This window comes from Pseudomonas mangiferae, assembly GCF_007109405.1.
GTDB classification, from domain to species: domain Bacteria; phylum Pseudomonadota; class Gammaproteobacteria; order Pseudomonadales; family Pseudomonadaceae; genus Pseudomonas_T; species Pseudomonas_T mangiferae.
Window position 1 is genome coordinate 164,557 of the sequence record NZ_VJOY01000002.1, and the last position, 22,736, is coordinate 187,292.

19 protein-coding genes are annotated in these 22,736 nt (G+C 68.8%); 14 read left to right on the forward strand and 5 right to left on the reverse strand.

The window, feature by feature from the left end; translation table 11 throughout:
• The first annotated feature begins 298 nt into the window (after positions 1 to 298).
• Positions 299 to 2,161, forward strand: a complete 1,863-nt coding sequence (locus FM069_RS03045; RefSeq protein ID WP_143486807.1) for an ExeM/NucH family extracellular endonuclease — start codon at positions 299 to 301, stop codon at positions 2,159 to 2,161.
• A 61-nt stretch (positions 2,162 to 2,222) separates the two neighbouring features.
• On the opposite strand, the gene FM069_RS03050 is transcribed toward FM069_RS03045, so the two are convergent.
• The gene (locus FM069_RS03050) at positions 2,223 to 3,806 is read right to left on the reverse strand and encodes a peptide chain release factor 3 (protein WP_143486808.1); all 1,584 of its coding nucleotides are present in this window, start codon (positions 3,804 to 3,806) and stop codon (positions 2,223 to 2,225) included.
• Between the two features lie 296 nt (positions 3,807 to 4,102).
• Here FM069_RS03050 and FM069_RS03055 point away from each other — a divergent pair, with 296 nt between their 5' ends.
• From FM069_RS03055 to FM069_RS03115, 13 genes are all read left to right on the forward strand, one after another.
• Complete coding sequence (locus FM069_RS03055) at positions 4,103 to 4,816, forward strand: ABC transporter permease (protein ID WP_143486809.1); 714 nt, start codon at positions 4,103 to 4,105, stop codon at positions 4,814 to 4,816.
• 10 nt (positions 4,817 to 4,826) lie between these two features.
• On the forward strand, positions 4,827 to 5,723 hold the full coding sequence (locus FM069_RS03060) for a glycine betaine ABC transporter substrate-binding protein (protein WP_143486810.1): 897 nt from the start codon (positions 4,827 to 4,829) through the stop codon (positions 5,721 to 5,723).
• A 7-nt stretch (positions 5,724 to 5,730) separates the two neighbouring features.
• Positions 5,731 to 6,384, forward strand: coding sequence for an ABC transporter permease (locus FM069_RS03065; RefSeq protein ID WP_143486811.1), 654 nt, complete (start codon positions 5,731 to 5,733; stop codon positions 6,382 to 6,384).
• An 18-nt stretch (positions 6,385 to 6,402) separates the two neighbouring features.
• Positions 6,403 to 7,569, forward strand: a complete 1,167-nt coding sequence (locus tag FM069_RS03070; protein ID WP_143486812.1) for an osmoprotectant ABC transporter ATP-binding protein OsmV — start codon at positions 6,403 to 6,405, stop codon at positions 7,567 to 7,569.
• A 134-nt stretch (positions 7,570 to 7,703) separates the two neighbouring features.
• Complete coding sequence (gene zapE, locus FM069_RS03075) at positions 7,704 to 8,774, forward strand: cell division protein ZapE (RefSeq protein WP_143486813.1); 1,071 nt, start codon at positions 7,704 to 7,706, stop codon at positions 8,772 to 8,774.
• Positions 8,775 to 8,886: 112 nt separating this feature from the next.
• Positions 8,887 to 9,639 (forward strand): sulfite exporter TauE/SafE family protein, encoded by a 753-nt coding sequence (locus FM069_RS03080; protein WP_143486814.1) that lies wholly within the window; start codon positions 8,887 to 8,889, stop codon positions 9,637 to 9,639.
• 34 nt (positions 9,640 to 9,673) lie between these two features.
• On the forward strand, positions 9,674 to 11,200 hold the full coding sequence (locus FM069_RS03085) for a 4-hydroxyphenylacetate 3-hydroxylase family protein (protein ID WP_143486815.1): 1,527 nt from the start codon (positions 9,674 to 9,676) through the stop codon (positions 11,198 to 11,200).
• A gap of 71 nt (positions 11,201 to 11,271) precedes the next feature.
• Positions 11,272 to 12,321, forward strand: a complete 1,050-nt coding sequence (locus FM069_RS03090; protein ID WP_143486816.1) for an aromatic ring-hydroxylating dioxygenase subunit alpha — start codon at positions 11,272 to 11,274, stop codon at positions 12,319 to 12,321.
• Positions 12,322 to 12,337: 16 nt separating this feature from the next.
• Positions 12,338 to 13,714, forward strand: coding sequence for a diaminobutyrate--2-oxoglutarate transaminase family protein (locus FM069_RS03095; protein WP_143486817.1), 1,377 nt, complete (start codon positions 12,338 to 12,340; stop codon positions 13,712 to 13,714).
• The gene (locus tag FM069_RS03100; RefSeq protein WP_143486818.1) at positions 13,711 to 15,003 is read left to right on the forward strand and encodes a lysine N(6)-hydroxylase/L-ornithine N(5)-oxygenase family protein; all 1,293 of its coding nucleotides are present in this window, start codon (positions 13,711 to 13,713) and stop codon (positions 15,001 to 15,003) included. The genes FM069_RS03095 and FM069_RS03100 overlap by 4 nt, the downstream gene beginning before the upstream one ends.
• The gene (locus FM069_RS03105; protein ID WP_178106652.1) at positions 14,996 to 16,270 is read left to right on the forward strand and encodes an NAD(P)/FAD-dependent oxidoreductase; all 1,275 of its coding nucleotides are present in this window, start codon (positions 14,996 to 14,998) and stop codon (positions 16,268 to 16,270) included. Before FM069_RS03100 ends, FM069_RS03105 begins: the two co-directional genes overlap by 8 nt.
• A gap of 7 nt (positions 16,271 to 16,277) precedes the next feature.
• Positions 16,278 to 16,904 (forward strand): FMN-binding negative transcriptional regulator, encoded by a 627-nt coding sequence (locus tag FM069_RS03110; protein WP_143486820.1) that lies wholly within the window; start codon positions 16,278 to 16,280, stop codon positions 16,902 to 16,904.
• Between the two features lie 11 nt (positions 16,905 to 16,915).
• Positions 16,916 to 17,305 (forward strand): tautomerase family protein, encoded by a 390-nt coding sequence (locus FM069_RS03115; RefSeq protein ID WP_143486821.1) that lies wholly within the window; start codon positions 16,916 to 16,918, stop codon positions 17,303 to 17,305.
• A gap of 64 nt (positions 17,306 to 17,369) precedes the next feature.
• On the opposite strand, the gene FM069_RS03120 is transcribed toward FM069_RS03115, so the two are convergent.
• From FM069_RS03120 to FM069_RS03135, 4 genes are all read right to left on the reverse strand, one after another.
• Positions 17,370 to 18,710 (reverse strand): MFS transporter, encoded by a 1,341-nt coding sequence (locus tag FM069_RS03120; protein ID WP_143486822.1) that lies wholly within the window; start codon positions 18,708 to 18,710, stop codon positions 17,370 to 17,372.
• Positions 18,711 to 18,837: 127 nt separating this feature from the next.
• Positions 18,838 to 19,512, reverse strand: a complete 675-nt coding sequence (locus FM069_RS03125) for a GntR family transcriptional regulator (RefSeq protein WP_143486823.1) — start codon at positions 19,510 to 19,512, stop codon at positions 18,838 to 18,840.
• Positions 19,513 to 19,518: 6 nt separating this feature from the next.
• Positions 19,519 to 21,210 (reverse strand): dihydroxy-acid dehydratase, encoded by a 1,692-nt coding sequence (gene ilvD / locus FM069_RS03130; RefSeq protein WP_143486824.1) that lies wholly within the window; start codon positions 21,208 to 21,210, stop codon positions 19,519 to 19,521.
• Positions 21,211 to 21,232: 22 nt separating this feature from the next.
• Positions 21,233 to 22,576, reverse strand: a complete 1,344-nt coding sequence (locus FM069_RS03135) for an FAD-dependent oxidoreductase (protein WP_143486825.1) — start codon at positions 22,574 to 22,576, stop codon at positions 21,233 to 21,235.
• Between the last annotated feature and the right edge of the window lie 160 nt (positions 22,577 to 22,736).

A 22,736-nucleotide genomic window follows, 5' to 3' on the forward strand; every position in this document is an offset into this window, starting at 1 on the left:
CGGTTCGTCCGCCGCCTGGGATCGTCTCGTCTAGAGTGTCCCGGGCGGGTCGACCGGCGCCTTCGGCGTGACAGGCGCGTGACGCGGGGGCCTCGCCCAGGGCTCCCGCGGTGACCGTCCGGCGCCCGCCGCGGTCCTGTCATTCGCCTGTCAGATTCTCCGGTTAAACCGGTTCCCCGTGCGCCCGCCGAGGCGCGTCCGGCCCGGTGCGTGATCCGCGCACCGGGCCATTCCTTGTTTTCCCCGCTATTCCATACAGGCACCCGTCGCGCGCGGCGGGTCGAGACAGGAGAGTCCGATGACCTGTTCCTTGCGTTCCATGCGTTTCTTCCCCACATCCACCGCCTTCGCCCTGGCCGGCGTGGCGTCGCTTTTCGCCCTGCAGGCCTGCGCCGCGTACCTGCCCGAATCCGTAGCGACGCCGGTAGCGGATGCCGGCGTGCGCGCCATCCATGAGGTTCAGGGGCGCGGCGACAGCAGCCCGCTGCTGGGCCAGGCCGTCACCGTCGAAGGCATCGTGGTCGCCGATTTCCAGGGCGCCGGCGAACTGAAGGGCTTCTTCCTGCAACAACCCGACGACAGCGTCGACGCCGACCCGCAGACCTCCGAGGGGCTGTTCGTCTATGACGGCGGCAGTGGGCCGGCGGTGGCGGTGGGCGACCGGGTCCGGGTCAGCGGGACGGTACGCGAGTACAACGGCCTCACCGAACTGGCCGGCACCCTCAAGGTAACGGTGCTGGGCAGCCAGACCGCCTTGCCCCAGGCGGTGGCCGTGCAGCTGCCGCTGGCCGCCGACGCCTCCCTGGAGCGCTACGAGGGCATGCGTGTGCGCCTGCCCCAGACCCTGACCGTCAGCGAGACCTACGACCTGGGCCGCTACGGCCAGGTACTGCTGTCCTCCCAGCGGCTGATCACCCCCACCGAAGTGGCCGCTCCGGGTGACGCCGCCCGCGCCCTGCAGGCCCGCAACGACCTGGACCGGATCCTGCTCGACGACGCCCGTGCCCAGCAGAACCCCGACCCGATCCGCTACCCGGCGCCGGAACTGAGCGCCTTCAACAGCCTGCGGGTGGGCGACCGGGTGGCCGGGGTCAGCGGCGTGCTGGACCAATCCACCGAGGGCTACCGCGTGCAGCCGGACGTGGCGCCGCGCATCGAGGTGGCCAACCCGCGCACCGAGCAGCCCAAGGCCGCCGGTCGCATGCGGGTCGCCAGCTTCAACGTGCTCAACTACTTCAACGGCGACGGCCGCGGCGCCGGCTTTCCCACCGCGCGGGGCGCCAGTACCGCGGAGGAATTCCAGCGCCAGCGCGCCAAGGTGATCGCGGCGATCCTCGCCTCCCGTGCCTCGGTGGTCGGGCTGATGGAAATCGAGAACGACGGTTACGGCGCCGACAGCGCCATCGCCGACCTGGTGAAGGGGCTGAATGCCGGCGCCCGTCGCGGCGAGCGCTATGCGTACATCGACCCCGCCAGGGCGAAGCTGGGCAGCGATGCCATCGCCGTCGGCCTGGTCTACCGCAGTGACGTGGTGCGGCCGCTGAACGCCGCCGCCGTGCTGGACAGCACGGTGGACCCCAGCTTCGACGACACCCGCAACCGCCCGAGCCTGGCCCAGAGCTTCCGCGAGATCGCCAGCTATCACGTGTTCACCGTGGCGATCAATCACCTGAAGTCCAAGGGGTCCGCCTGCGACGGCGACCCGGACACCGGCGACGGCCAGGGCAACTGCAACCTGACCCGGGTGCGCGCCGCCAACGCCCTGGTGAAATGGCTGGCCAAGGACCCCACCGGCTCCGGCGACCCGGACTACCTGATCCTCGGCGACCTCAACGCCTACACCCAGGAAGACCCGGTCACCCTGATCCGCGCGGCCGGCTACACCGACTTGGCCGAGCGCTTCGTCGGCCTCGGCAAGGCCTATTCGTTCGTCTTCGCCGGCCAGTCGGGTGCCCTCGACCATGCCCTGGCCAGCCCGAGCATGCTGCCCCAGGTGCGCAGCACCGAGGAATGGCACATCAACGCGGACGAACCGCGGGTGCTGGACTACAACGTGGAGTTCAAGAGCGCCCGGCAGCAGGGCACCCTGTACAACGCCGACCCCTACCGGGCGTCGGACCATGACCCGCTGGTGGTGGGCGTGGACCTGGGCGCCCGCTGAGGCCCTACGACGCGCAAATGAAAAACGCCGGGAAGTCCCGGCGTTTTTTTTCCGATCGCGATCAGTGGTGTTCGCGGGTGGCGCGGAAATTCACCTCTGGCCAGCGCTCTTCCATCAGGCTCAGGTTGACCCGGGTCGGCGCCAGGTAGGTGAGGTGGCCGCCGCCATCCACGGCCAGGTTCTCGTAGGCCTTGGCCTTGAAGTCTTCCAGCTTTTTCTTGTCGTCGCACTCGATCCAGCGTGCCGACCAGACGTTGATCGCCTCGTAGGCGCATTCCACCTTGTATTCCTCCTTCAGGCGGCTGGCGACCACGTCGAACTGCAGCACGCCCACCGCGCCGAGGATGATGTCGTTGTTGCGCTCGGGGAAGAACACCTGGGTAGCGCCTTCCTCGGCCAGCTCCTGCAGGCCCTGGCGCAGCTGCTTGGATTTCAGCGGGTCCTTCAGGCGTACCCGGCGGAACAGCTCCGGGGCGAAGTGGGGGATGCCGGTGAAGCCCAGCACCTCGCCTTCGGTGAAGGTGTCGCCGATCTGGATGGTGCCGTGGTTGTGCAGGCCGATGATGTCGCCGGCCCAGGCTTCCTCCAGCATTTCCCGCTCGCTGGAGAAGAAGGTCAGGGCGTCGGCGATCTTCAGGTCCTTCTTGATCCGCACGTGGCGCATCTTCATACCTTTCTCGTAGCGCCCCGAGCAGATGCGCATGAAGGCGATGCGGTCGCGGTGCTTGGGGTCCATGTTCGCCTGGATCTTGAACACGAAGCCGCTGAATTTTTCCTCGGTGGGCGCCACGCTGCGCTCGTGGGCGGTGCGCGGCAGCGGGCGCGGGGCCCAGTCGACGATGCTGTCGAGCACGTGATCGACGCCGAAGTTGCCCAGGGCAGTGCCGAAGAACACCGGGGTCATCTCGCCGCGCAGGAAGGCATCGTTATCGAAGGTGTGGCAGGCGCCCTGGACCAACTCCAGCTGCTCGACGAAATCGTCGTAGAGGTCGCCCAGGTGGGTACGGGCCTCGTCGGAGTCCAGCTTGTCGATCACCCGCGCCTCGATGCGCTCGTGGCCGTGGCCGGGCACATAAACGAAGATCTTGTCCTCGGCCAGGTGGTAGACGCCCTTGAAGTCGCGGTACGAGCCGATCGGCCAGGTGATGGGCGCCGCCTTGATCTTCAGCACCGCCTCGATCTCGTCCAGCAGCTCTATGGGGTCGCGGATGTCACGGTCCAGCTTGTTGATGAAGCTGACGATGGGGGTGTCGCGCAGGCGGCAGACGTCCATCAGGGCGATGGTGCGGGGTTCGACGCCCTTGCCGCCGTCCAGCACCATCAGGGCGCTGTCCACCGCGGTGAGGGTCCGGTAGGTGTCTTCCGAGAAGTCTTCGTGGCCGGGGGTGTCCAGCAGGTTGACCATGTGCTCCCGGTAGGGGAACTGCATCACCGAGGTGGTGATGGAGATGCCGCGCTGCTTCTCCATCTCCATCCAGTCGGAGGTGGCGTGGCGGTCGGACTTGCGCGACTTCACGGTACCGGCCACGGCGATCGCCTTGCCCATCAGCAGGAGCTTCTCGGTGATGGTGGTCTTGCCCGCGTCGGGGTGGGAAATGATGGCGAACGTGCGGCGTTTCGCGACTTCGGCAGCCTGCTGGGTCATGGGGTCCTGCCTTCAAAGGCGATCCGGAAAAAGCCGGCGATTATAGCCGATGCCGCCGCCCGCGGCAGCGCGCCGGCCGGGCGGCGGGCGAACGAAGCGGCAATCCGGTGGAACCTCGGGCGACCGACGGGCGTCCATTCCAGCGTGCCATCGTTTCGCCAGGCCCGTGGCGAGGTGCGATGGCCGTCGAGGTCCGTCGTTTCGTCCGCCCCGTGCGGTGCGCCTGTCGGTCCGCCCATGCGAACGGCGAGCCCGCGGGCTCGCGTCCGTCGAATCTCCACGAAGGGAGTCCGCCCATGGCCGAACGCTATGGCAAGGGCCTGCTCGGCGCGCTGGCCGCCGCCGCGCTGCTGGCCCTGCTGGTCCACTGGATTGGCCTGAACGTCATCCGCCACTACCGCGACGACCTGCAGTTCTACCTGCAGGCGCACCTGTTCCTGGTCGCCGTTTCGATGCTCGCCGCCCTGGCGGTGGGCGTGCCGGTGGGCATCCTGCTCAGCCGGCCGTTCATGGCGCGCCGCGCCGAACGCTTCATGCAGCTGTTCAACGTCGGCAACACCGTGCCGCCCCTGGCCGTGCTGGCGCTGTCCCTGGGCATCCTGGGGATCGGCGACGGGCCGGCGATCTTCGCCTTGTTCCTCGCCTCGCTGCTGCCCATCGTGCGCAACACCTACGAAGGCCTGCGCAACGTGCCCGCGTCGCTCAAGGAGGCCGCCACCGGCATCGGCATGACCCCGCGCCAGGTGCTGCTCAAGGTGGAACTGCCCAACGCGGTGCCGATCCTCATCGGCGGCGTGCGCATCGCCCTGGCGCTGAACGTGGGCACCGCGCCCCTGGCGTTCCTCATCGGCGCCAACAGCCTGGGCAGCCTGATCTTTCCCGCCATCGCCCTGAACAACCAGCCGATGCTGCTGCTGGGCGCCGCCGCCACCGCGCTGCTGGCGCTGCTGCTGGACGGCGCGGTGACCCTGTTCAGCCGCCTGTGCCTGGAGCGCGGGCTGGCCCGCTAGAGGATTCGTCATGAAGAAATTTCTATTGGCCGGCCTGCTGCTGGCCGTCGCCGCCGGGTTCGCCGGGGCGGGCCAGGCCGCGGAGAAACCGCTGCTGCGGATCGGCGCCAAGGTGTTCTCCGAGCAGCGCATCCTCGCCCAGCTCACCGCCCAGTACCTGCGCACCAAGGGCTACCGGGCGCGGGTGATCGCCGGCCTGGGCAGCAGCGTGTCGCGCAGCGCCCAGGAGAACAACGAGCTGGACCTGGCCTGGGAATACACTGGCACCTCGCTGTTCGCCTTCAACCACCAGACCGAGGTGCTCGACCGCGAGGCGTCCCTGAAGCGGGTGCGCGAACTGGATGGCGCCAAGGGCCTGGTCTGGCTGGAGCCGTCGCGGTTCAGCAACACCTACGCCCTGGCCGTACCGCGGGAGATCGCCGAGCGCGACGGCCTGCGCAGCATCAGCGACCTGGCGCGGGTGGTGAACGGCACCGACGAGCCGCACCTGATCGCCCTGGACATCGAGTTCGCCAACCGCCCGGACGGCCTCACCCCGCTGATGGAGCGCTACGACCTGCAACTGACCCGCAACGAGGCGCGGCAGATGGACCCCGGGCTGGTCTACACCGCGCTGCGCAACGCCCAGGTCTACGCTGGGCTGGTCTACACCACCGACGGGCGCCTGGACGCCTTCGACCTGACCCTGCTGGAGGACGACCGGCATTTCTTCCCGGACTACACCGCCGCACCGGTGGTCCGCCGCGACGTGCTCGACGCCCATCCGGACCTGGCCGGGCTGCTGGCGCCCCTGGCGCGGTTGCTGGACGACGACACCATGCGCGCGCTCAACGCCCGCGTCGACATCGGCCACGAGACGCCGGCGGCGGTGGCCGCCGACTTCCTGCGCCAGCACGCACTGATCTGAGGCTCCCATGGACTGGCTATCGCACTTTTCCTACATCGACTGGGCACGGGTCGGCGAGCTGACCCTGCAACACATCACCCTGGTGGCCATCGCGGTCGGCCTGGCGATCCTCATCGGCGTGCCCCTGGGCCTGCTGATGACCCGTTTCCGCTGGCTCGCCGGGCCGCTGCAGGGCGCCGCCACGGTGGTGCTGACGCTGCCCTCCATCGCCCTGTTCGGCCTGATGCTGCCGCTCTACTCGAAGATCGGCCAGGGCCTCGGGCCGCTGCCGGCCATCAGCGCGGCGTTCCTCTATTCGCTGCTGCCGGTGTTGCGCAACACCTACCTGGCGCTGACCGGGGTCGAGCCCGGCATCCGCGAGGCGGGGCGGGGCATCGGCATGACCTTCTGGCAGCGCCTGTACATGGTGGACATCCCCCTGGCGGTCCCGGTGATCCTCGCCGGGGTCCGCACCGCGGTGGTGATGAACATCGGCGTGATGACCATTGCCGCGGTGATCGGCGCCGGCGGCCTCGGCGAGCTGATCCTCACCGCCATCAGCCGCAGCGACATGGGCCAGCTGATCATCGGCGCGCTGCTGGTGAGCGCCCTGGCCATCGTCGCCGACCTCCTGCTGCAAGGGCTGCAGCGCCTGCTCACGCCCAAGGGACTGCGCCCCTGAGCGCCCAAGGATAATCACATGATCGAACTCGACCGACTCAGCAAGACCTTCAAGCAGAAGAACGGCAAGGACGTCACCGCGGTGGACGCGGTGAGCCTGACGGTGAACGAAGGGGAAATCTGCGTGTTCCTCGGCCCCTCCGGCTGCGGCAAGACCACCACCCTGAAGATGATCAACCGGCTGATCCCGCCCAGCTCCGGGCGGGTGCTGATCAATGGCGAGGACACCGCCGACCTGGACGCGGTGACCCTGCGCCGGCGCATCGGCTACGTGATCCAGCAGATCGGCCTGTTCCCCAACATGACCATCGAGGAGAACATCACCGTGGTCCCGCGCCTGCTGGGCTGGGACCGCAAGGCATGCCACGCGCGGGCGCTGGAGCTGATGAACATGGTCCAGCTGGAACCGCGGCACTACCTCAAGCGCTACCCGCGGGAGCTGTCCGGCGGCCAGCAGCAGCGCATCGGGGTGATCCGCGCCCTGGCGGCCGACGCGCCGCTGCTGCTGATGGACGAGCCGTTCGGCGCGGTGGACCCGATCAACCGCGACGCCATCCAGAACGAGTTCTTCCAGATGCAGCGGGCGCTGAACAAGACCGTGATCATGGTCAGCCACGACATCGACGAGGCGCTCAAGCTGGGCGACAAGATCGCCGTGTTCCGCGGCGGTAGGCTGATCCAGTTCGATCACCCGGACACCCTGCTGGCGCACCCGGCCGACGAGTTCGTCAGCCAGTTCGTCGGCCAGGACAGCACCCTCAAGCGGCTGCTGCTGATCCGCGCCGAGGACGCCGCCGACGATGCCCCCAGCATCGCCCCGGATACCCCGGTGGAACAGGCCCTGGAGGCCATGGAGGAGCAGGACCGGCGCTACGTGGTGGTCACCGATGCCGAGCGCAAGGCCCTGGGCTACGTGAAGCGCCGCGACCTGCGCCGCCAGCAGGGCGCCTGCGGGCAGTTCCTGCAACCGTTCAAGGTCACCGCCGCCCATGACGAGAACCTGCGCATCCTGCTGTCGCGGATGTATGAGTTCAACAGCTCCTGGCTGCCGGTGCTGGGCGCCGACGGCCTGTTCCTCGGCGAAGTGACCCAGGAATCCATCGCCGACTACCTGAGCTCCGGGCGGTCCCGCGGCAAGACCTCCATCGTCTCGCCCGCGGCCAACGCCGGTGCGCCGGCCGCCTAGGGCCCATAGGGCGCCTCGGCCGCGTTTGCAGCGCAGCCGAGGCCTCTCGCCGCGATGCGACGTCGCGGCGAGGATTCCCCTGTGACGCGTTAGCCCCTAGGATGGGCGCCGCTGGCCTACAAGGAACGAAGTCCATGACGCCTACCGCACCTGGTGCGACCCTGATCGCCGCGATGCAACGAACCGCCTCCGGCCGAGGCTACACCCTCGATCCCTTCCAGCTCGCCGCCATCGACCGCCTCGGGCGCATGGCCGACGAGCTACTGGTCCCGCCCCGCCGGGACACGCCCCGCAGCCTCTACCTCTGGGGGCCGGTGGGGCGCGGCAAGAGCTTCCTCCTCGACGGTTTCTTCGACGCCATGCCCCTGGCGCAGAAGCGCCGCGTGCATTTCCACGCGTTCTTCCGCGAACTGCACCAGCGGATGTTCGAGCACGCCGACAGCGGCAACGCCATGGAGGCGGCTCTGGAGCAGATGCTGGGCGACTGCCGGCTGCTCTGCTTCGACGAGTTCCACCTCCACGACATCGGCGATGCGATGCTCATCAGCCGGCTGTTCAAGGCTATCTTCGCCCGTGGCGTGGTGCTGCTGACCACCTCCAACTACCCGCCTGACGGCCTGCTGCCCAACCCGCTCTACCACGAGCGGTTCCTGCCCACCATCGAGCTGATCGAACAGCGCATGGACATCCTCTCCATTGCCGGGGAGGTGGACTACCGGGGGCTGGAGAGCGCCGAGCCGGACCCGTTCCACCAGGGCGCCTACCTGTGCCCGGGCAACGAGGCGCAGCGCGAGGCTTTGGGCCTGCCGCGGCGGCCCACGGGCGGCCAGGACCTGCAGGTGGGGCATCGCCTGTTGCGGGTGCTGAGCGTGGACGGGCAGACCCTGCAGTTCTCCTTCAAGCACCTCTGCGAGGGACCGACCGCCACCATGGACTACCTGGCCCTGGTGGCCGAGCACGACCGCTGGATCCTCGAGGACCTGCCACGCCTGTCCAGCGCCTCGCCGGCCGCGCAGCAGCGGTTCATCAACCTCATCGACGTGCTTTACGACCGGCGCTGCCAGCTGTTCCTGATCAGCGCGTTGCCGTTGCAGGAGGCCTTGAACTCCGCGGAAGTTGCGGATATCTCGCGTACCCGGAGTCGCCTGTCACAACTTCGACAAATCCCGGTAATTGAAGATTCGCTTACCACATCGGATATGTGATGTATATTGGACCTTGGTCGGCTTGTTGCGAACTAAATAGTTTCTAGAGTGGGCTCTGCGTGTGAAGCAGGCCAAGTAAGGCCTGATATCAATAAGAATGGACTCTGATGTAATGAACGAAGTTCTGGTATTTGGCCTATCCGGCTACGCAGTTATTTTCATTACGCTGCTGTGTGCCTACATCATATTCGGGATCGCCGGCTTCGGCACCGCCCTGGTGGCCAGCCCGGTCCTCGCCCTCTACGTTCCCATCGCCAAGATCGTGCCGCTGCTGGCCCTGATGGACATGTGCGCGGCGTTCGTCAACGTCAGCCGCGACGGCCGCAAGGCCGACTGGCGCGAACTGCGCCGGCTGGTGCCGCTGATGGTGATGGGCAGCCTGATCGGCGCGGCGATCCTGCTCAAGGCTCGACCCGACATCCTCCTGCTGGCCCTGGGCGTGTTCGTGGTTGGCTATTCTCTCTACTCCCTCAGCGGGCTCAAGCCCCAGCGCCGCTTCGCGCCGGCCGCTTCGGTGCCGTTCGGCTCCATTGGCGGCATCTTCAGCGCGCTGTTCGGCAGCGGCGGCTTCATCTACGCGATCTACCTGAGCGGCCGCATCGACAACAAGGAGTCGATGCGCATCACCCAGACCACCCTCATCGGCCTCAGCACCCTGACCCGGGTCGTGCTGTTCGCCCTGGCCGGGGTCTACCTGGACACCTCGCTGCTGTGGCTGGCCTTGTTGCTGGCGCCGGGCATGCTGCTGGGCATCGCCCTGGGACGTCGCATCACCCTGAAGATGTCCCGCGAACAATTCCTGAAATTGATCAACGTGGTGGTGCTGGCCTCCGGCGTCATGTTGATCGTCCGTTATTTTTCCTGATTCACCCGTAACTACAATAAATGCAGGGACGATTATGGAAGAGTTGCATCGCAATGAGATGATGACGGGTCGTGAATACCTGGAAAGTTTGAACGACGGCCGCGAAGTTTATATATATGGCGAGCGCGTCGCGGATGTCACCCAACATCCGGCCCTGCGCAACAGTGCGTATTCCGTCTCGCGTCTTTATGACGCACTGCATGACCCGGCGACCCGTGACCTGATGACGTGCGCGGACCCCGATGGATATCTGACCCATCGTTACTTCATCCCGGCACGTTCGGCGGACGACCTGCTCAAGGCCCGCGATGCCATCGCCCACTGGTCGCGGCTGTCCTATGGCTTCATGGGGCGCACGCCGGACTACAAGGCCGGCTTCACCGCCACCCTGCGCTCGGACCCCAACCTCTACGCGCCCTACCACGACAACGCCCTCAGCTGGTACCAGAAGAGCGCCCGCAAGGTGCTGTTCCTCAACCACGTGCTGGTCAACCCGCCGGTGGGCAAGGCCCGGCAGATCGCCGACATGCGCGACATCTACCTGCACGTGGAGAAGGAGACCGACCAGGGCATCATCGTCCGCGGGGTGAAGATGGTGGCCACCAGCGCCGCCCTGTCCAACGCCACCTTCGTCGCCCAGAACAGCGCCACCCAGTACCGCACCGGTGCCGAGGAAGACTTCGCCCTGTGCTTCATCCTGCCGATGAACGCACCGAATCTGAAGATCATGTGCCGGCGCTCCTACGAGGCGTCTTCCATCAGCCCGTTCGACCATCCGCTGTCCAGCCGCTTCGACGAGAACGACTCGGTGCTGATCTTCGACGGCGTGCTGGTGCCCTGGGAGAACGTGCTGATCTACCGCGACATCGAGCGCGCCCGCAGCTTCTACGCGGCCTCGGGGTTCCTCAACCGCTACCCGCTGCAGTCGGGCACCCGCCTGGCGGTGAAGATGGACTTCATCTGCGGCCTGCTGGCCAAGGTGCTGGAGTCCAACGGCTCGGCGGAATTCCGCGGCATCCGCACCCGGCTGGCGGACATCGTCGCCCTGCGCAACCTGATGTGGTCGCTGACCGAGAACCTCTGCCTCAACCCGGAATCGCGCAGCGACGGCTCCGTGGTGCCGCGCCTGGAGGCGGCGGCCACCGTGCGCTACTTCGGCACCCAGATGATGAGCCAGCTCAAGCCGGTGTTTAACACCATCCTCGGCGGCTCGCCGATCATGCAGGTGTCCAGCTGGCTGGACATGCAGAACCCCGACGTGCAGCCGCTGATCGACTGCTACTACCAGGGCACCGATCAGAGCGCCGGCGACCGCATGAAGCTGATCAAGCTGCTCTGGGACGCCCTGGGCAGCGAGTTCGCCGGGCGTCACGAGCTCTACGAGCACAACTACGCCGGCAACAACGAGCAGGTCCGCCTGGACATGCTGCGCCACTGCGAGAGCGCCGGGGTGCTGCAGCAGTGCACCGGCCTGGTCGACCAGTGCCTGGCCGACTACGACCTGCAGGGGTGGAAGAACCCCGGCTGGCGCTTCGAGCCGAATCAGCCGGAAATCCGCTGACGCCAACCGTGTGCCGATGGGCAGCCGCGCGCTGCCCCGGCATCCCTTTGCCTGAAAGATGGGAGAGACCGATGTTATACAACGGTGAATGGAAGCGAGAGGAGCTCGATTACCGGGCCCTGGTGAACCAGTGGCACGTGGTGGCCCGCAGCGAGGACGTGGATCGCGACACGCCTCTTGCCGTCCGCCTGCTGGGCGAGGAGCTGGTGCTCTGGCGCGACGCCGAGGGCGTGGTGCACGCCTGGAAGGACTACTGCGGCCACCGCGGCGCGCGGCTGTCCCTGGGGGCGGTGAAGGGTGGTGAGATCGAGTGTCCGTACCATGGCTGGCGCTACGACGCCCAGGGCGACTGCACCCGGGTCCCGGCCCACCCTGATCGCGCCTGCCCGTCGTCCAAGCGCCTGGTGTTCCGTCACCATGCCCAGGAGCGCTACGGCCTGATCTGGGCTAGCCTGGAGGCGCCACAGCGACCGCTGCCGGAATTCCCCCAGTGGGAGGACGGCGCCTACCGCAAGGTCCACGCCGGCCCGTATCGCTACAAGGCCAATGCGCTGCGCTCCCTGGAAAATTTCATCGACGCTTCGCACTTCCCCTTCGTCCACGCCAACCTCAACGGCCTGCCGGACGCCCCGGAGCCGCTGAAGAAGTACACCGTCAGCGAGGACGAGCGAGGCCTGCATTCCTCGGAAATCTGCGTGTTCCAGCCCTACGGCGACCACCGCGGCATTCCGGTGAACGCCCGCTACACCTATTCGGTGCTCAACCCCACCACCGCCTACTTCATAAAGAAGACCGGCGAGACCGAGCGCTTCTGCACCTTCTTCAACGCCACCCCGGTGGACGAGGCCGAGTGCGTGATCTGGTTGATCGTGGCGATCAACTTCGGCCCGGAGCTGACCCTGGAGCAGATCCTCTCCCGGCAGAACATCGTCTTCGAGCAGGACCGCCACATCGTCGAGTCCCAGCGGCCGGCGCGCCTGCCCCTGGACCCGAAGGCCGAGATGCACGTCAGCAGCGACCGCATGGGCTTCGAGTACCGGCGCTGGCTGCGAGCGCTGGGCGAGACCCGGCAGTGCCAGGACCTGCCCGGTCTGGACACGATCCGCACGTTATCCCTGTAGCCAGGAAGGTGATCCGATGAACAGCGAGACGCTTGAATACCTCGATCGGCGGGAATCCAACGCGCGGACCTATTCGCGCAACGTCCAGCGCGTGCTGAGCTGGGGCTCCCTGGCCCAGGTGCAGGACGACGAGGGCCGCCGCTACATCGACTGCCTGGCCTGCGCGGGTGCGCTGCCCCTGGGCCACAACCACCCCTACGTGCAGCAGCGGGTGATCGATTTTCTCCAGTCCGGCCAGCTGCAGCAGGCCCTGGACTTGGCCACCCCGGCCAAGCTGCGCTTCATGGACGCGTTGTTCGCCGCGCTGCCGGAGGCGCTGTCCCGGCAAGCCAAGGTGCAGTTCTGCGGGCCCTCCGGGGCGGACGCCGTGGAAGCCGCGCTGAAGCTGTTCAAGACCGCCACCGGGCGCCGCTCGGTGCTGGTGTTCCAGGGCGCCTACCACGGCATGACCCACGCCACCCTGGGGATGATGGGCAACCTGGCGCCCAAGCAGGCCATCAGCGGCATGCCCGGCGAGGTGCAGTTCCTGCCATTCCCGTACACCTACCGCAGCCCGTTCGGCGCCCAGGTGGACGCGCGGGAGACCGAGCGCCTGAGCCTGGCGCACCTGGAGAACCTGCTGAGCGACCCGGAGAGCGGCGTGAACAAGCCGGCGATGCTGCTGGTGGAGCCGATCCAGGGCGAGGGCGGCTGCATTCCGGCCAGCGCCGAGTGGCTGCGTCGGGTGCGGGAGATCACCGCCCGCCACGACGTGCCCATGGTGGTGGACGAGGTGCAGTGCGGCGTCGGCCGCAGCGGCGACATGTTCGCCTTCGAGTACGCCGGGATCGTGCCGGACGCGGTGCTGCTGTCCAAGGCCATCGGCGGCGGCTACCCGCTGTCGCTGCTGGTCTACCGCAAGGACTACGACCGCTGGCAGCCGGGCGCCCATGCCGGCACCTTCCGCGGCAACCAGATCGCCCTGGTCAGCGGGGCGGCGACCCTGGACTTCCTGCACGAGGAAAACCTGCTGGAACAGGTGCGGCGCAACGGCGAGCGCCTGCGCCAGGGCCTGCTGGCATTGCAGGAACGCTACCGCTGCATCGGCGACGTGCGCGGGCGCGGGTTGATGCTGGGGGTGGAACTGATCGACCCGGACGGCGCTCCCGACACCCTGGGCCACCCGCCCGCCGCCGGCGAGCTGGCGCGGGCGGTGAAGCGTCGCTGCCTGGAAGAAGGGCTGATCATCGAGAGCGGCGGCCGGCACGGCGCGGTCCTGCGCTTCCTGCCGCCGCTGACCATCAGCGAGAGCGAGATCGACGCGGTCCTGGAACGCCTGGAGCGGGCCCTGGCCGCCCAGCAGCCGGCGGCGCGCGCAGTATCGCGGCGGGCGGTCGGGGAGGTGCAGGCATGAGCGCCGCGACCCCCTTGCTGGACGTACTGGGCATCGGCTTCGGCCCAGCCAACCTGGCCCTGGCCATCGCCCTGGAAGAACTGGCGCCTGACCTCTCGGTGCGCTTCATCGAGCGCCGCGACGGCCCCCACTGGCAGCCGGGCATGCTGCTGCCGGGCTCGGACATCCAGAACCACCCGCTGCGCGACCTGGTGACCCCGCGCAACCCGCGCAGCCGCTACTCCTTCACCAATTTCCTGTTCGAGAACCAGCGTCTCTACGAACACCTGAACCTGCCGCTGCACTACCCGCTGCGGCTGGAGTACGCCCAGTACGTCAAGTGGGTGGCGCAGTTCTTCACCCACCAGGTGGACTACCAGCGCGAGGCGGTGGCCATCGACGCGGTGGAGGAGGGCGGCGCCCACTACCGGGTGCGCACCGCCGACGGCAGCGTCTACCGCGCCCGCAGCCTGGTCTTCGCCCCGGGCCGCACGCCCCACGTGCCGGCGCCGTTCGCCGGCCTGGAGGATGCCCGCATCCGCCACCTGAACCACTACCTGCCGAGCCTCGCCGCGACCCTGGAACAGCACCCGGAGGCGCGGGTGGCGGTGATCGGCGGCAGCCAGAGCGCGGTGGAGATCCTCCTCCATGCCAGCGAACAGGTGGGCGTCGCGAGCCTGGTGGGCTACACCCGCAACTTCGGCTACCGGCAGAAGGACACCAGCCCGTTCTCCGACGAGGTGTACTTCCCCGGCTTCGTCGACGCGTTCCACGCCGCCAGCCCGGAGAACAAGGCGCGGCTGCGGCGGGAGCTGGTGTACACCAACTACTCGGCCTCGGACATCGACGTGCTCAACCAGCTGTATGTCCGTCGCTACGAGGATCACCTGCGCCAGCACCAGCGGATCGACCTGCGCACCTGCCAGGAGATCCTCGCCTGCCGGCCCGGCCCCGACGGGGTGGAACTGGAGAGCCGGCACTTCCTCAGCGGCGAGGTAAGCCGCCAGCGCTTCGACCTGGTGGTGCTGGCCACCGGTTTCCTCGACCTGGGCAACGGCGACCGCCAGGAACCCTGGCCGCCGCTGCTGGCGCCCCTGGCGGACGGGCACGACGACCTGCTGATCGCCCGGGACTACCGGGTCGAGCTCGGCGGACGCCCGCCGGTGTACTTCAACGGGCTATGCGAGTCGAGCCACGGCATGGGCGATGCCGGCTCGTTCAGCCTGCTGGCGCTGCGTTCCCAGACCATCGTCGAGTCCCTGCAGCGGCAGCCCGTGGCGGCGCCGGTGGAGTACCCGCGCTATGCCTGACGACGGCCTGAAGCAGTGGCTGGCGGCGCCTTCGGTCTGGCAACTGGACGCCGGCGAGGCGCCGCGGCAGGACACGCCGCTGCCGCGCCGGGTGGACCTGGCGGTGCTGGGCGCCGGCCTCGGCGGCCTGTCGGCGGCCCTGCACGGGCTGGAGGCCGGCTGCTCGGTCTGCGTGCTGGAGGCGCAGCGGGTCGGCGCCGGCGCCAGCGGACGCAACTCCGGCTTCGTGGTGCCGGCGCCCTCCCGGCAGACCCCGGCCAGCCTGGAACGCCTGCTGGGTGAGGCGGCCGGCCCCTTCGTCCGCGGCTTGCAGGAGGCCGGTACGCGGCTGCTGCAGGGCCCGGGCGCCAGCGCGGTCCAGGGCTGGGCGCAGCCCTGGGACGGTGAGGTCGACCCGGCCGCCGTGGTGCGCTTGGCCGACGACTGGCGGCGGCTGGGGGTGGAGGCCCGGGCCGCCGACCGCGACGCCCTGCAGGCGCGGATCGGCACCGATCGCTATGCCGGTGGGTTGTGCTTCGAGCGGGGCGGGCAGATCGACCCCTATGCCGCCGCCCAGGGCCTGGCCGAGCGGGTGCGCCAGGCCGGCGGCAGCCTGGTGGAAGGCTGCCCGGCCCTGACCCTGCGGCCCCGGGGCGAGGGCTACCTGATCCGCACGCCCCAGGGCGACCTGCTGGCGGACCGGGTGCTGGTGGCCGGCAACGCCTACGGCCGCGAGGCCAGCGCCACCACCCGGCGTGCGATCAGCCCCCTGGCGCTGGTGCTGGCCACCTTCGCCGGCGACGTGCCGGGCGAGCCGTTGCCGTTCTCCGATAACCGCAAGGACATATGGTTCTTCCGCCGCCTGGCCGATGGCCGCCTGCTCACCGGCTGCTTCGCCCTGCCGGGCCTGGACCGCCGCCAGTGCGAGGCGCTGCTGGGGCAGCGCATCCGCCACCTTTACGGGGTCGAGCCGGGCCCATTGCAGCACGTCTGGGCCGGCTGGGTCGGGCTGACCCTGAATGCCCTGCCCCGGATCGAGTCCCGGGACGCGCGCCTGCTCCACTGGAGCGGCTGCAACGGGCGTGGCCTGGCCCTGTCGAGCCTGATGGGGCGGCTGCTGGTGGAGCGCCTGCTGGGCGGCGACGGCCTCGGCCTGCCGCCGGCGGCGCCCAGTCCCTGGCAGGGGATGCCGCTGCTGGGCTGGCTCGGCCGCCTGGCCATCGCCCTGGACCGTCGCCAGCGCCACCGTGGCTTGCCGGCTCCCGTCGTTTCCCTTTCCGCCTCGTGAGGCCCGTATGAGCCAGTGCCCGTTCCACTACACCGATTACCGCTGCACCGATGAGGCCGCCATCGGCCGTTTCGTCGATGCCTTCCCCCTGGCGCTGATCACCTCCGTCGCCGACGGTCGCTTCTGCAGCAGCCACATCCCGCTGCTGCGCAACCCGGACGGCAGCCTGTTCGGCCACGTCGACCGGCGCAACCCGCAGTTCGAGGGGCGGAGCGCGTTCGACGCCCACATCGTGTTCATGGGGCCGTCCAGCTACGTGCCGCCGGAAGGCTACCGCAACCGCCAGTTGCCCACCTGGAACTACCTGGCGGTGCACATGGACGCGCGAATCGAGGTCATCGACCGCGAGCCCGAGGCCCTGGCGATCCTCGAACGGACCGCCGAGCGCCTGGCCCACTATGGCTCCGCCTACCGGGTGGACCCGCAAGACCCGCGGGTGGTGGCGAACCTGCCCCACATCCTCGGCCTGGCCATCGACCCGCTGCGGGTGGAGGGGCGCTTCAAGCTGTCCCAGGACAAGCGCGAGGAAGACCGCGACGCCGCCCTGGACTGGTTCATCGAGGCCCAGGGCCGCGACCTGCGGGGGCTGCTGGACGCTCTCAAGGATTTCGCCAAGCCCGACGCCCCGCGCTGAGGAGAACGCTGATGCCCATCGTCCGGATCGAGGAAAGCGTGCACCGCAGCGCGGCCCAGAAGCACGCCGTGGTGGAAACCGTCTACGCCTGCCTGCGGGAGGTGTTCGGGGTCAGCGACGAGGAATTGCAGGCGCGCTACCAGTGCTTCGCGCCCGAGGACTTCCGCAGCCCCGGGGACCGCGCGCATTACCTGCACGTGCAGATCACCGTGTTCGAGGGGCGCACGCTGCCCACCAAGCGGCGGCTCTACCGGCTGCTCAGCGAGCGCCTGGGGGCGCTGCTGGACCTGCCGGAGGACGCGGTGCTGGTGCTGCTGGACGAGCACCCCGCGCAGAACTGGGGGATGCGCGGCGGCCTGGCCGCCTGCGACATCGACTTCGGCTACGCGGTGAACGTCTAGGCCGCGGCGACGGCCCGGCCTCGGCGATCCCGCCCGTAGGCCGGGCGGGTTCACAGGGGCTGGCTCAGGACGACAGGGCGCGTTTCGCCGCGGGCGCCGCAGGGGCCGGCGTCGTGCGCTGCGGGCGGATCTGGCTGGCGGCGATCACCCCCAGCAGCACGCAGGCGGCGATGAAGTACCAGCCGTAGGAGTAGTCCTTCATGCCGGCGCCATCCACCACCACCAGGGCCGCGAAGATCTTCGCGGAGAAGGCCGCCACGGTGTAGCCGGCCCCGTTCACGAAGCCCATGGCCTTGCCATACACCTCGGGGGTGAAGATTTCCGCCGGTACCGCCAGGAACGGGCCCCAGGCCATGTTGCCGAAGAACCCCATGCCGCATAGGGCCACCAGCAGCAGGGCGTGGTCGGCGTGTTGCAGGCTGGCCAGCAGGGCGATGAAGGGCACCAGGCCGATGAAGCAGGTGAGGATCATCACCCGGCGGTTGCCGTGGAACACCTTGTCCGACAGGTACGACGAAGTGAAGCTGCCGACCGCCCCGGCGATGAAGTAGGCGGCGCTCCACAGGCCCATTTCCTTCAGGCTGAAGCCGAACACGTCGGACAGGTACAGCGGAATCCAGGTGAGGGCGCCGTACAGGGTGATCTGCATGACGATGTCGACGAACACCACGGCGACGTAGGAGCGGTTGCGGAAGAAGTCCCGGAAGCGCAGGCCCTCGTGGCTGAGGATCTCCCCCTGGGCGTTGGCGTACTGGCCCTGCCGGAGGGTGCCGGCGGCCAGTTCGTCGCGGTAGGCATATTCCAGGTCGGCCTCGGTGATCTTCGGGTACTGCTCGGGCCGGTCGAAGACCCAGGTGACGATCATCAGCAGCGGGATCACCCCCAGGGCGCCGGTGATGTAGAACACCAGGCGCCAGCTGTCGGCGTGGGCGGCCAGCTGGGTGGCCAGGACGCTGGCCCAGGCCGGGGTGAGAATCCACGCCCAGGACAGCAGGGCCTGGGCCCGGGCGCGGCCTTCCTTGTTGAACCAGCGCATCAGGATGCGCGCCGACGGCACGTACTCGGTGCCCACCATCATGCCGAACAGCGCCATTCGCCAGAGGTATTCCTCGCGGGTCTGAATGTGGCCCATCCACACCGTCATGATCGACCAGGCGATCACCGAGAAGATCAGGATGCGCTTGGCGCCGAAGCGGTCGGTGAGCAACCCGGACACGTACTGGGACGGCCCGTAGAACAGCAGCATGAGGAAAGCCCCGGTGCCGATGTCACTGGTGGTCAGGCCGATGTCGTGGACCATGGACGGGGTGAGCACCGAGCTTTTCACCCGGTCGAGGTACTGGATGCTGTAGGCGGCGAACAGCACGAGGGCGATCCACCAGCGGTAGGGCATGAGCGCTTTCATCATCGGTCTCCGTCATTGTTCTTGTAATGGGCCGGCATGGGTATGCGGCTGACATATCAGTCGAAGCGACACAGGTCGGCCGTGCGCGGGGGCTCGCACGGTCAGCGTTCGGGTCGGTCGGCCGCGCTCAGTCCAGGGTGGCGCGGGTGAAGGTTTCCACGTTGTCCAGCAGCCGGTCGAGGTCTTCCATGGCCGCCTCCGGTTGGTTGGCGGCGATGTGCCGGGCAATGCAGGCGTGCAACTGCGCCGCTTCCGGCAAGTTGGCCGCCTGCTTGTAGTGGGCGAACCAGAAGCGACGCGAGAGGCCCTGCATGAGCTTCATCACCGCGGTCGCGTACTCGTTGCGCCCGGCCTGCAGGAGCAGGCGGTTGAAGGTGCGGTCGAGCACCAGGAAGGCCTCGCCGTCGTTGGTCTCGCCCACTGCGTCCAGGCGCTGGGCGAGGGCGGCGAAGGCGTCCCGCTCCGGCTCTTCCGCCCGTCGCGCCGCCGAACCCACCAGGTAGCGCTCCACTTCCCGGCGTACCTCCAGCAGCCGCAGCTGCTTGCGCACGTCCATGCCGGAGACCACGATCCCGCGCTTGGGCATGATCACCACCAGGCCTTCCCGGGCCAGTTGCTGCAGGGCCTCGCGCACCGGGGTGCGGCCCAGGCCCAGCAGGGTCGCCAGCATGTTCTCCGACACCACCTGCCCGGGCGCCAGCTGCAGGGTGACGATGCGCTCTTCGATCTGCGCATAGGCCTGGTCCACCAGGCTTTCCTCGGCTGGCTGCGGGAGGCGGGTAGGGGTGTCGAGCGTGACCATCGGGTGTCATCCGTCCTGATTGAATGCGCGCGCGCCGAGCACGGCGCCTTTGGACAAGGGTTGCACGAGTCGCTGGTACATCGCCAGCCAGCCTTTCTCGGTGGTGGCCGGGCGCGGCGGCAGGGCGTCCAGGCGCGCCTGCAGCTCGCCGTCCGGCAGGTCCAGGGCGATCTGCCGGCGGCTCAGGTCGATGACGATGCGGTCGCCGTCGCGCACCGCCGCCAGGGGGCCGCCCTCGGCGGCCTCGGGCATGACCTGGCCGATGGTGATGCCGCTGTTGAGCCCGGACAGCTCGCCATCGGTGACCACCGCCACCTCGCTGCCGAAGCCGGCGCCCACCAGAGCCGCCATGAAGCTCGCCGCGAACACCGTGCCGGGGCCGCCCTTCGGCCCGAGCATGCGCAGCACCACCACGTCGCCGTTGCGGATGCCGCCATTCTCCAGGCCGGCGATGGCCAGGTTCTCGTCCTCGAAGACTACCGCGCGGCCGCTGAACTGGCGCACGTGGGCGGGTACCGCGGAGAGCTTGACCACCGCGCCGTCGGGCGCCAGGTTGCCGCGGATGACGATCAGGCCCGGCTCGTCCCGCAACGGCGCGGCGACGGGGGCGATGACGGCCGGGTCCGGCATGGGGCGCGCCGCGAGGTTGTCCCCCAGGGAGTGGCCGGTGACCGTCAGCACCTGGGCGTCCAGTTCCGGCAGCAGTTGCTTCATGGCCCCGGCGCAGCCGCCGGCGGCGGCGAAGTCCTCGATCCGGTCGGGGCCGTTGGGGCGCACCTGGGTGATCTGCCCCAGGCGTTCGGCGGCTGCCTCGAACTCGCCGATGATGTCCACCGGGCACTCGCTTTCCTGGGCGATGGCGGTGAGGTGGCGAACCACGTTGACCGATGCGCCGATGGCCACCGCGGTGCGCACGGCGTTGCGGAACGCCGCGGCGGTCATGATCTGTCGCGGCCGCAGGTCGGTTTCCACCAGCCGCACGATGGCCCGCCCGGCGTCCTCGGCCAGGGCATACAGCGCGTCGCTGCCGGCGCGGATCGGGGCGTTGCCGGTGAGGCTCATGCCCAGGGCCTCGGCCATGCAGTGCATGGAGTTGGCGGTGGCCATGCCGGCGCAGACCCCCGGTCCCTTGATGGCGTGGCGGGTCATCTCGGTCAGGTCGGTGAGGGCGATGCGCTCGGCCTTGAGGGCGCCCACCGCCTTGTAGACCTCCTCGATGTCCACGTCGCGGCCGCCGCAACTGGAGCCCAACTGGTAGCCGCAGGTGAGTACCAGGCTCGGTACGTTCAGGCGGCCGGCGGCCATCAGCTGCGCCGGAGTGGTCTTGTCGCACGAGGCCAGCAGGATCATGCCGTCCAGCTCTGCGCCTTCCACCTGGACTTCCACGTCGTTCACCAGCAGGTCACGGGTGGGCATCAGGTAGCGGCCCTGCTTGCCGGCGCTGGTGACGAAGTCCGACGGGGCGACGGTACGCACCTCGAAGGGCAGCGCGCCGGCGGCGCGGATCGCCTGCTGCACCCGCTGGGAGACCTGGTCCAGGTGCTGGTAGCACACCGACAGCTGGCTGGAGGAATTGACCACGGCGATCTTCGGCTTCTCGAAGTCTTCCTCGGGGATGCCCATGGCGATCCATTGCGAGCGGCGGACCGCCCAGCGCGTGGTTCCGGGGGTGAAGTTGCTGCGCAGTTTGCGTGTCATCGGGTTTTCCTTATCGGGCGACTCAGTCGAGCCGGGCGCCATCACGGTTGAGCAGGGTGCGGATCTCGCGGCCGTCGAGGGCGCCGCAGGCCAGGCCCTCGCGCGCCACCAGGGCGGCGGCATGGCCCAGGGCATGGCCGTAGGAGAAGCACTGGGCGGTGACCCGGGCCGAGGCGACCGCCTCGTGCTCGGCCGACAGACAGCGGCCGGCGGCCAGCAGGCCGTCGCCGCGCTCGGGGACGAAGCAGCCCAGGGGGATTTCGTAGACGTCGTTGAGCAGCCACTCCACCTTCGGCCGCTCGCCGCTGTGCAGCTCGATGGGCCAGGGCGAGCGGGCAATGCCATCGGCGAACTTGTCGCCGGCGAGGACCGCCGCGTTGCTCAGGGTGGCGCGGCCGACGATCTGCCGGGTCTGGCGCACCCCCACCTGGGGTGCGGTGTCGTCCACCCAGCTGGCCTCGCAACCGGCGATGTAGGCCTTGAAGAAGCGCGCGTACTCGCGCACCTGCAGGCGGCCCTCGATCTCGGCGTCGGTGAAATCCTGGTGGAACAGCGGGTTCAGCTCGCGCCCGTCGGCGCCGGTGACCCGGGTGCAGTTGCACAGCAGCTCGCCGGGACGGGGCGTGGGGAACAGCCAGATCTTGCTGCGTGGCAGGCGGTAGCCCCGGCCGTTGGCCTCGCCGATCATCTCCGAGACGGCGGGCGGCATGATGGTGTCGGCGCCGTACTGGCGGGCGAAGCGCGCGAGATCGACGCCGGCGAGCCGGAAGATCATGGTGGGGTTTTGCACCCGGCCGTGGTCGCCGATGGTCTCCGGCAGGCCGGCCATGGCGACCAGGTCGGCGTCGCCGCTGGCGTCCACGGTCACCGGGGCCATGACCCGCAGCTTGCCCTGCTTGGTGTACAGCTGGGCGCCCAGGGTGCGCTCGCCCTCGCGGATCACGTCGGTCACCACCGCGTGGTAGACGATGCGCACGCCGGCCTCCCGCAGCAGCGCGTCGGCCACCTCGCGCCAGACCAGCGGATCGTGCACCCGGGTGTAGGTCTTGCCGTAGCGCAGCGGTTCGGTCAGGCCGTGGCGCCGCTCCATCGCCTCGACGAAGGTGTCGACGAACCCGTGCACCACCTGCACCGGCGGGGCAGCGCCCTCGGCGGCTTCGTAGAGCCCGCAGATCGTGCCGGACAGACCGGCCACCGCGCCGCCCCCACAGAAGCCGTACTTTTCCACCAGCACCACGGAGCAGCCGTTGCGGGCGGCGGTGTTGGCGGTGGCGATCCCGGCGGCACCGCCGCCGACCACTAGCACGTCGGTTTCCAGTACCTCGACCGGACGGGCATCGCCGATCCGGGCCGTGAGCGTATTCATGGGCAGGTCCGCCTTGCTTGTTGTTATGGGCATTACCTTGGGACAGACTTCGTATGTTGTCAATATTCAACTGACATATTAGATGAGGAGGAAGGCGAGAATCAGTCAGGCGCGAGGCAGGGGCGGCAAGAAAGAACGCCCGCGGCAGGGCCGCGGGCGG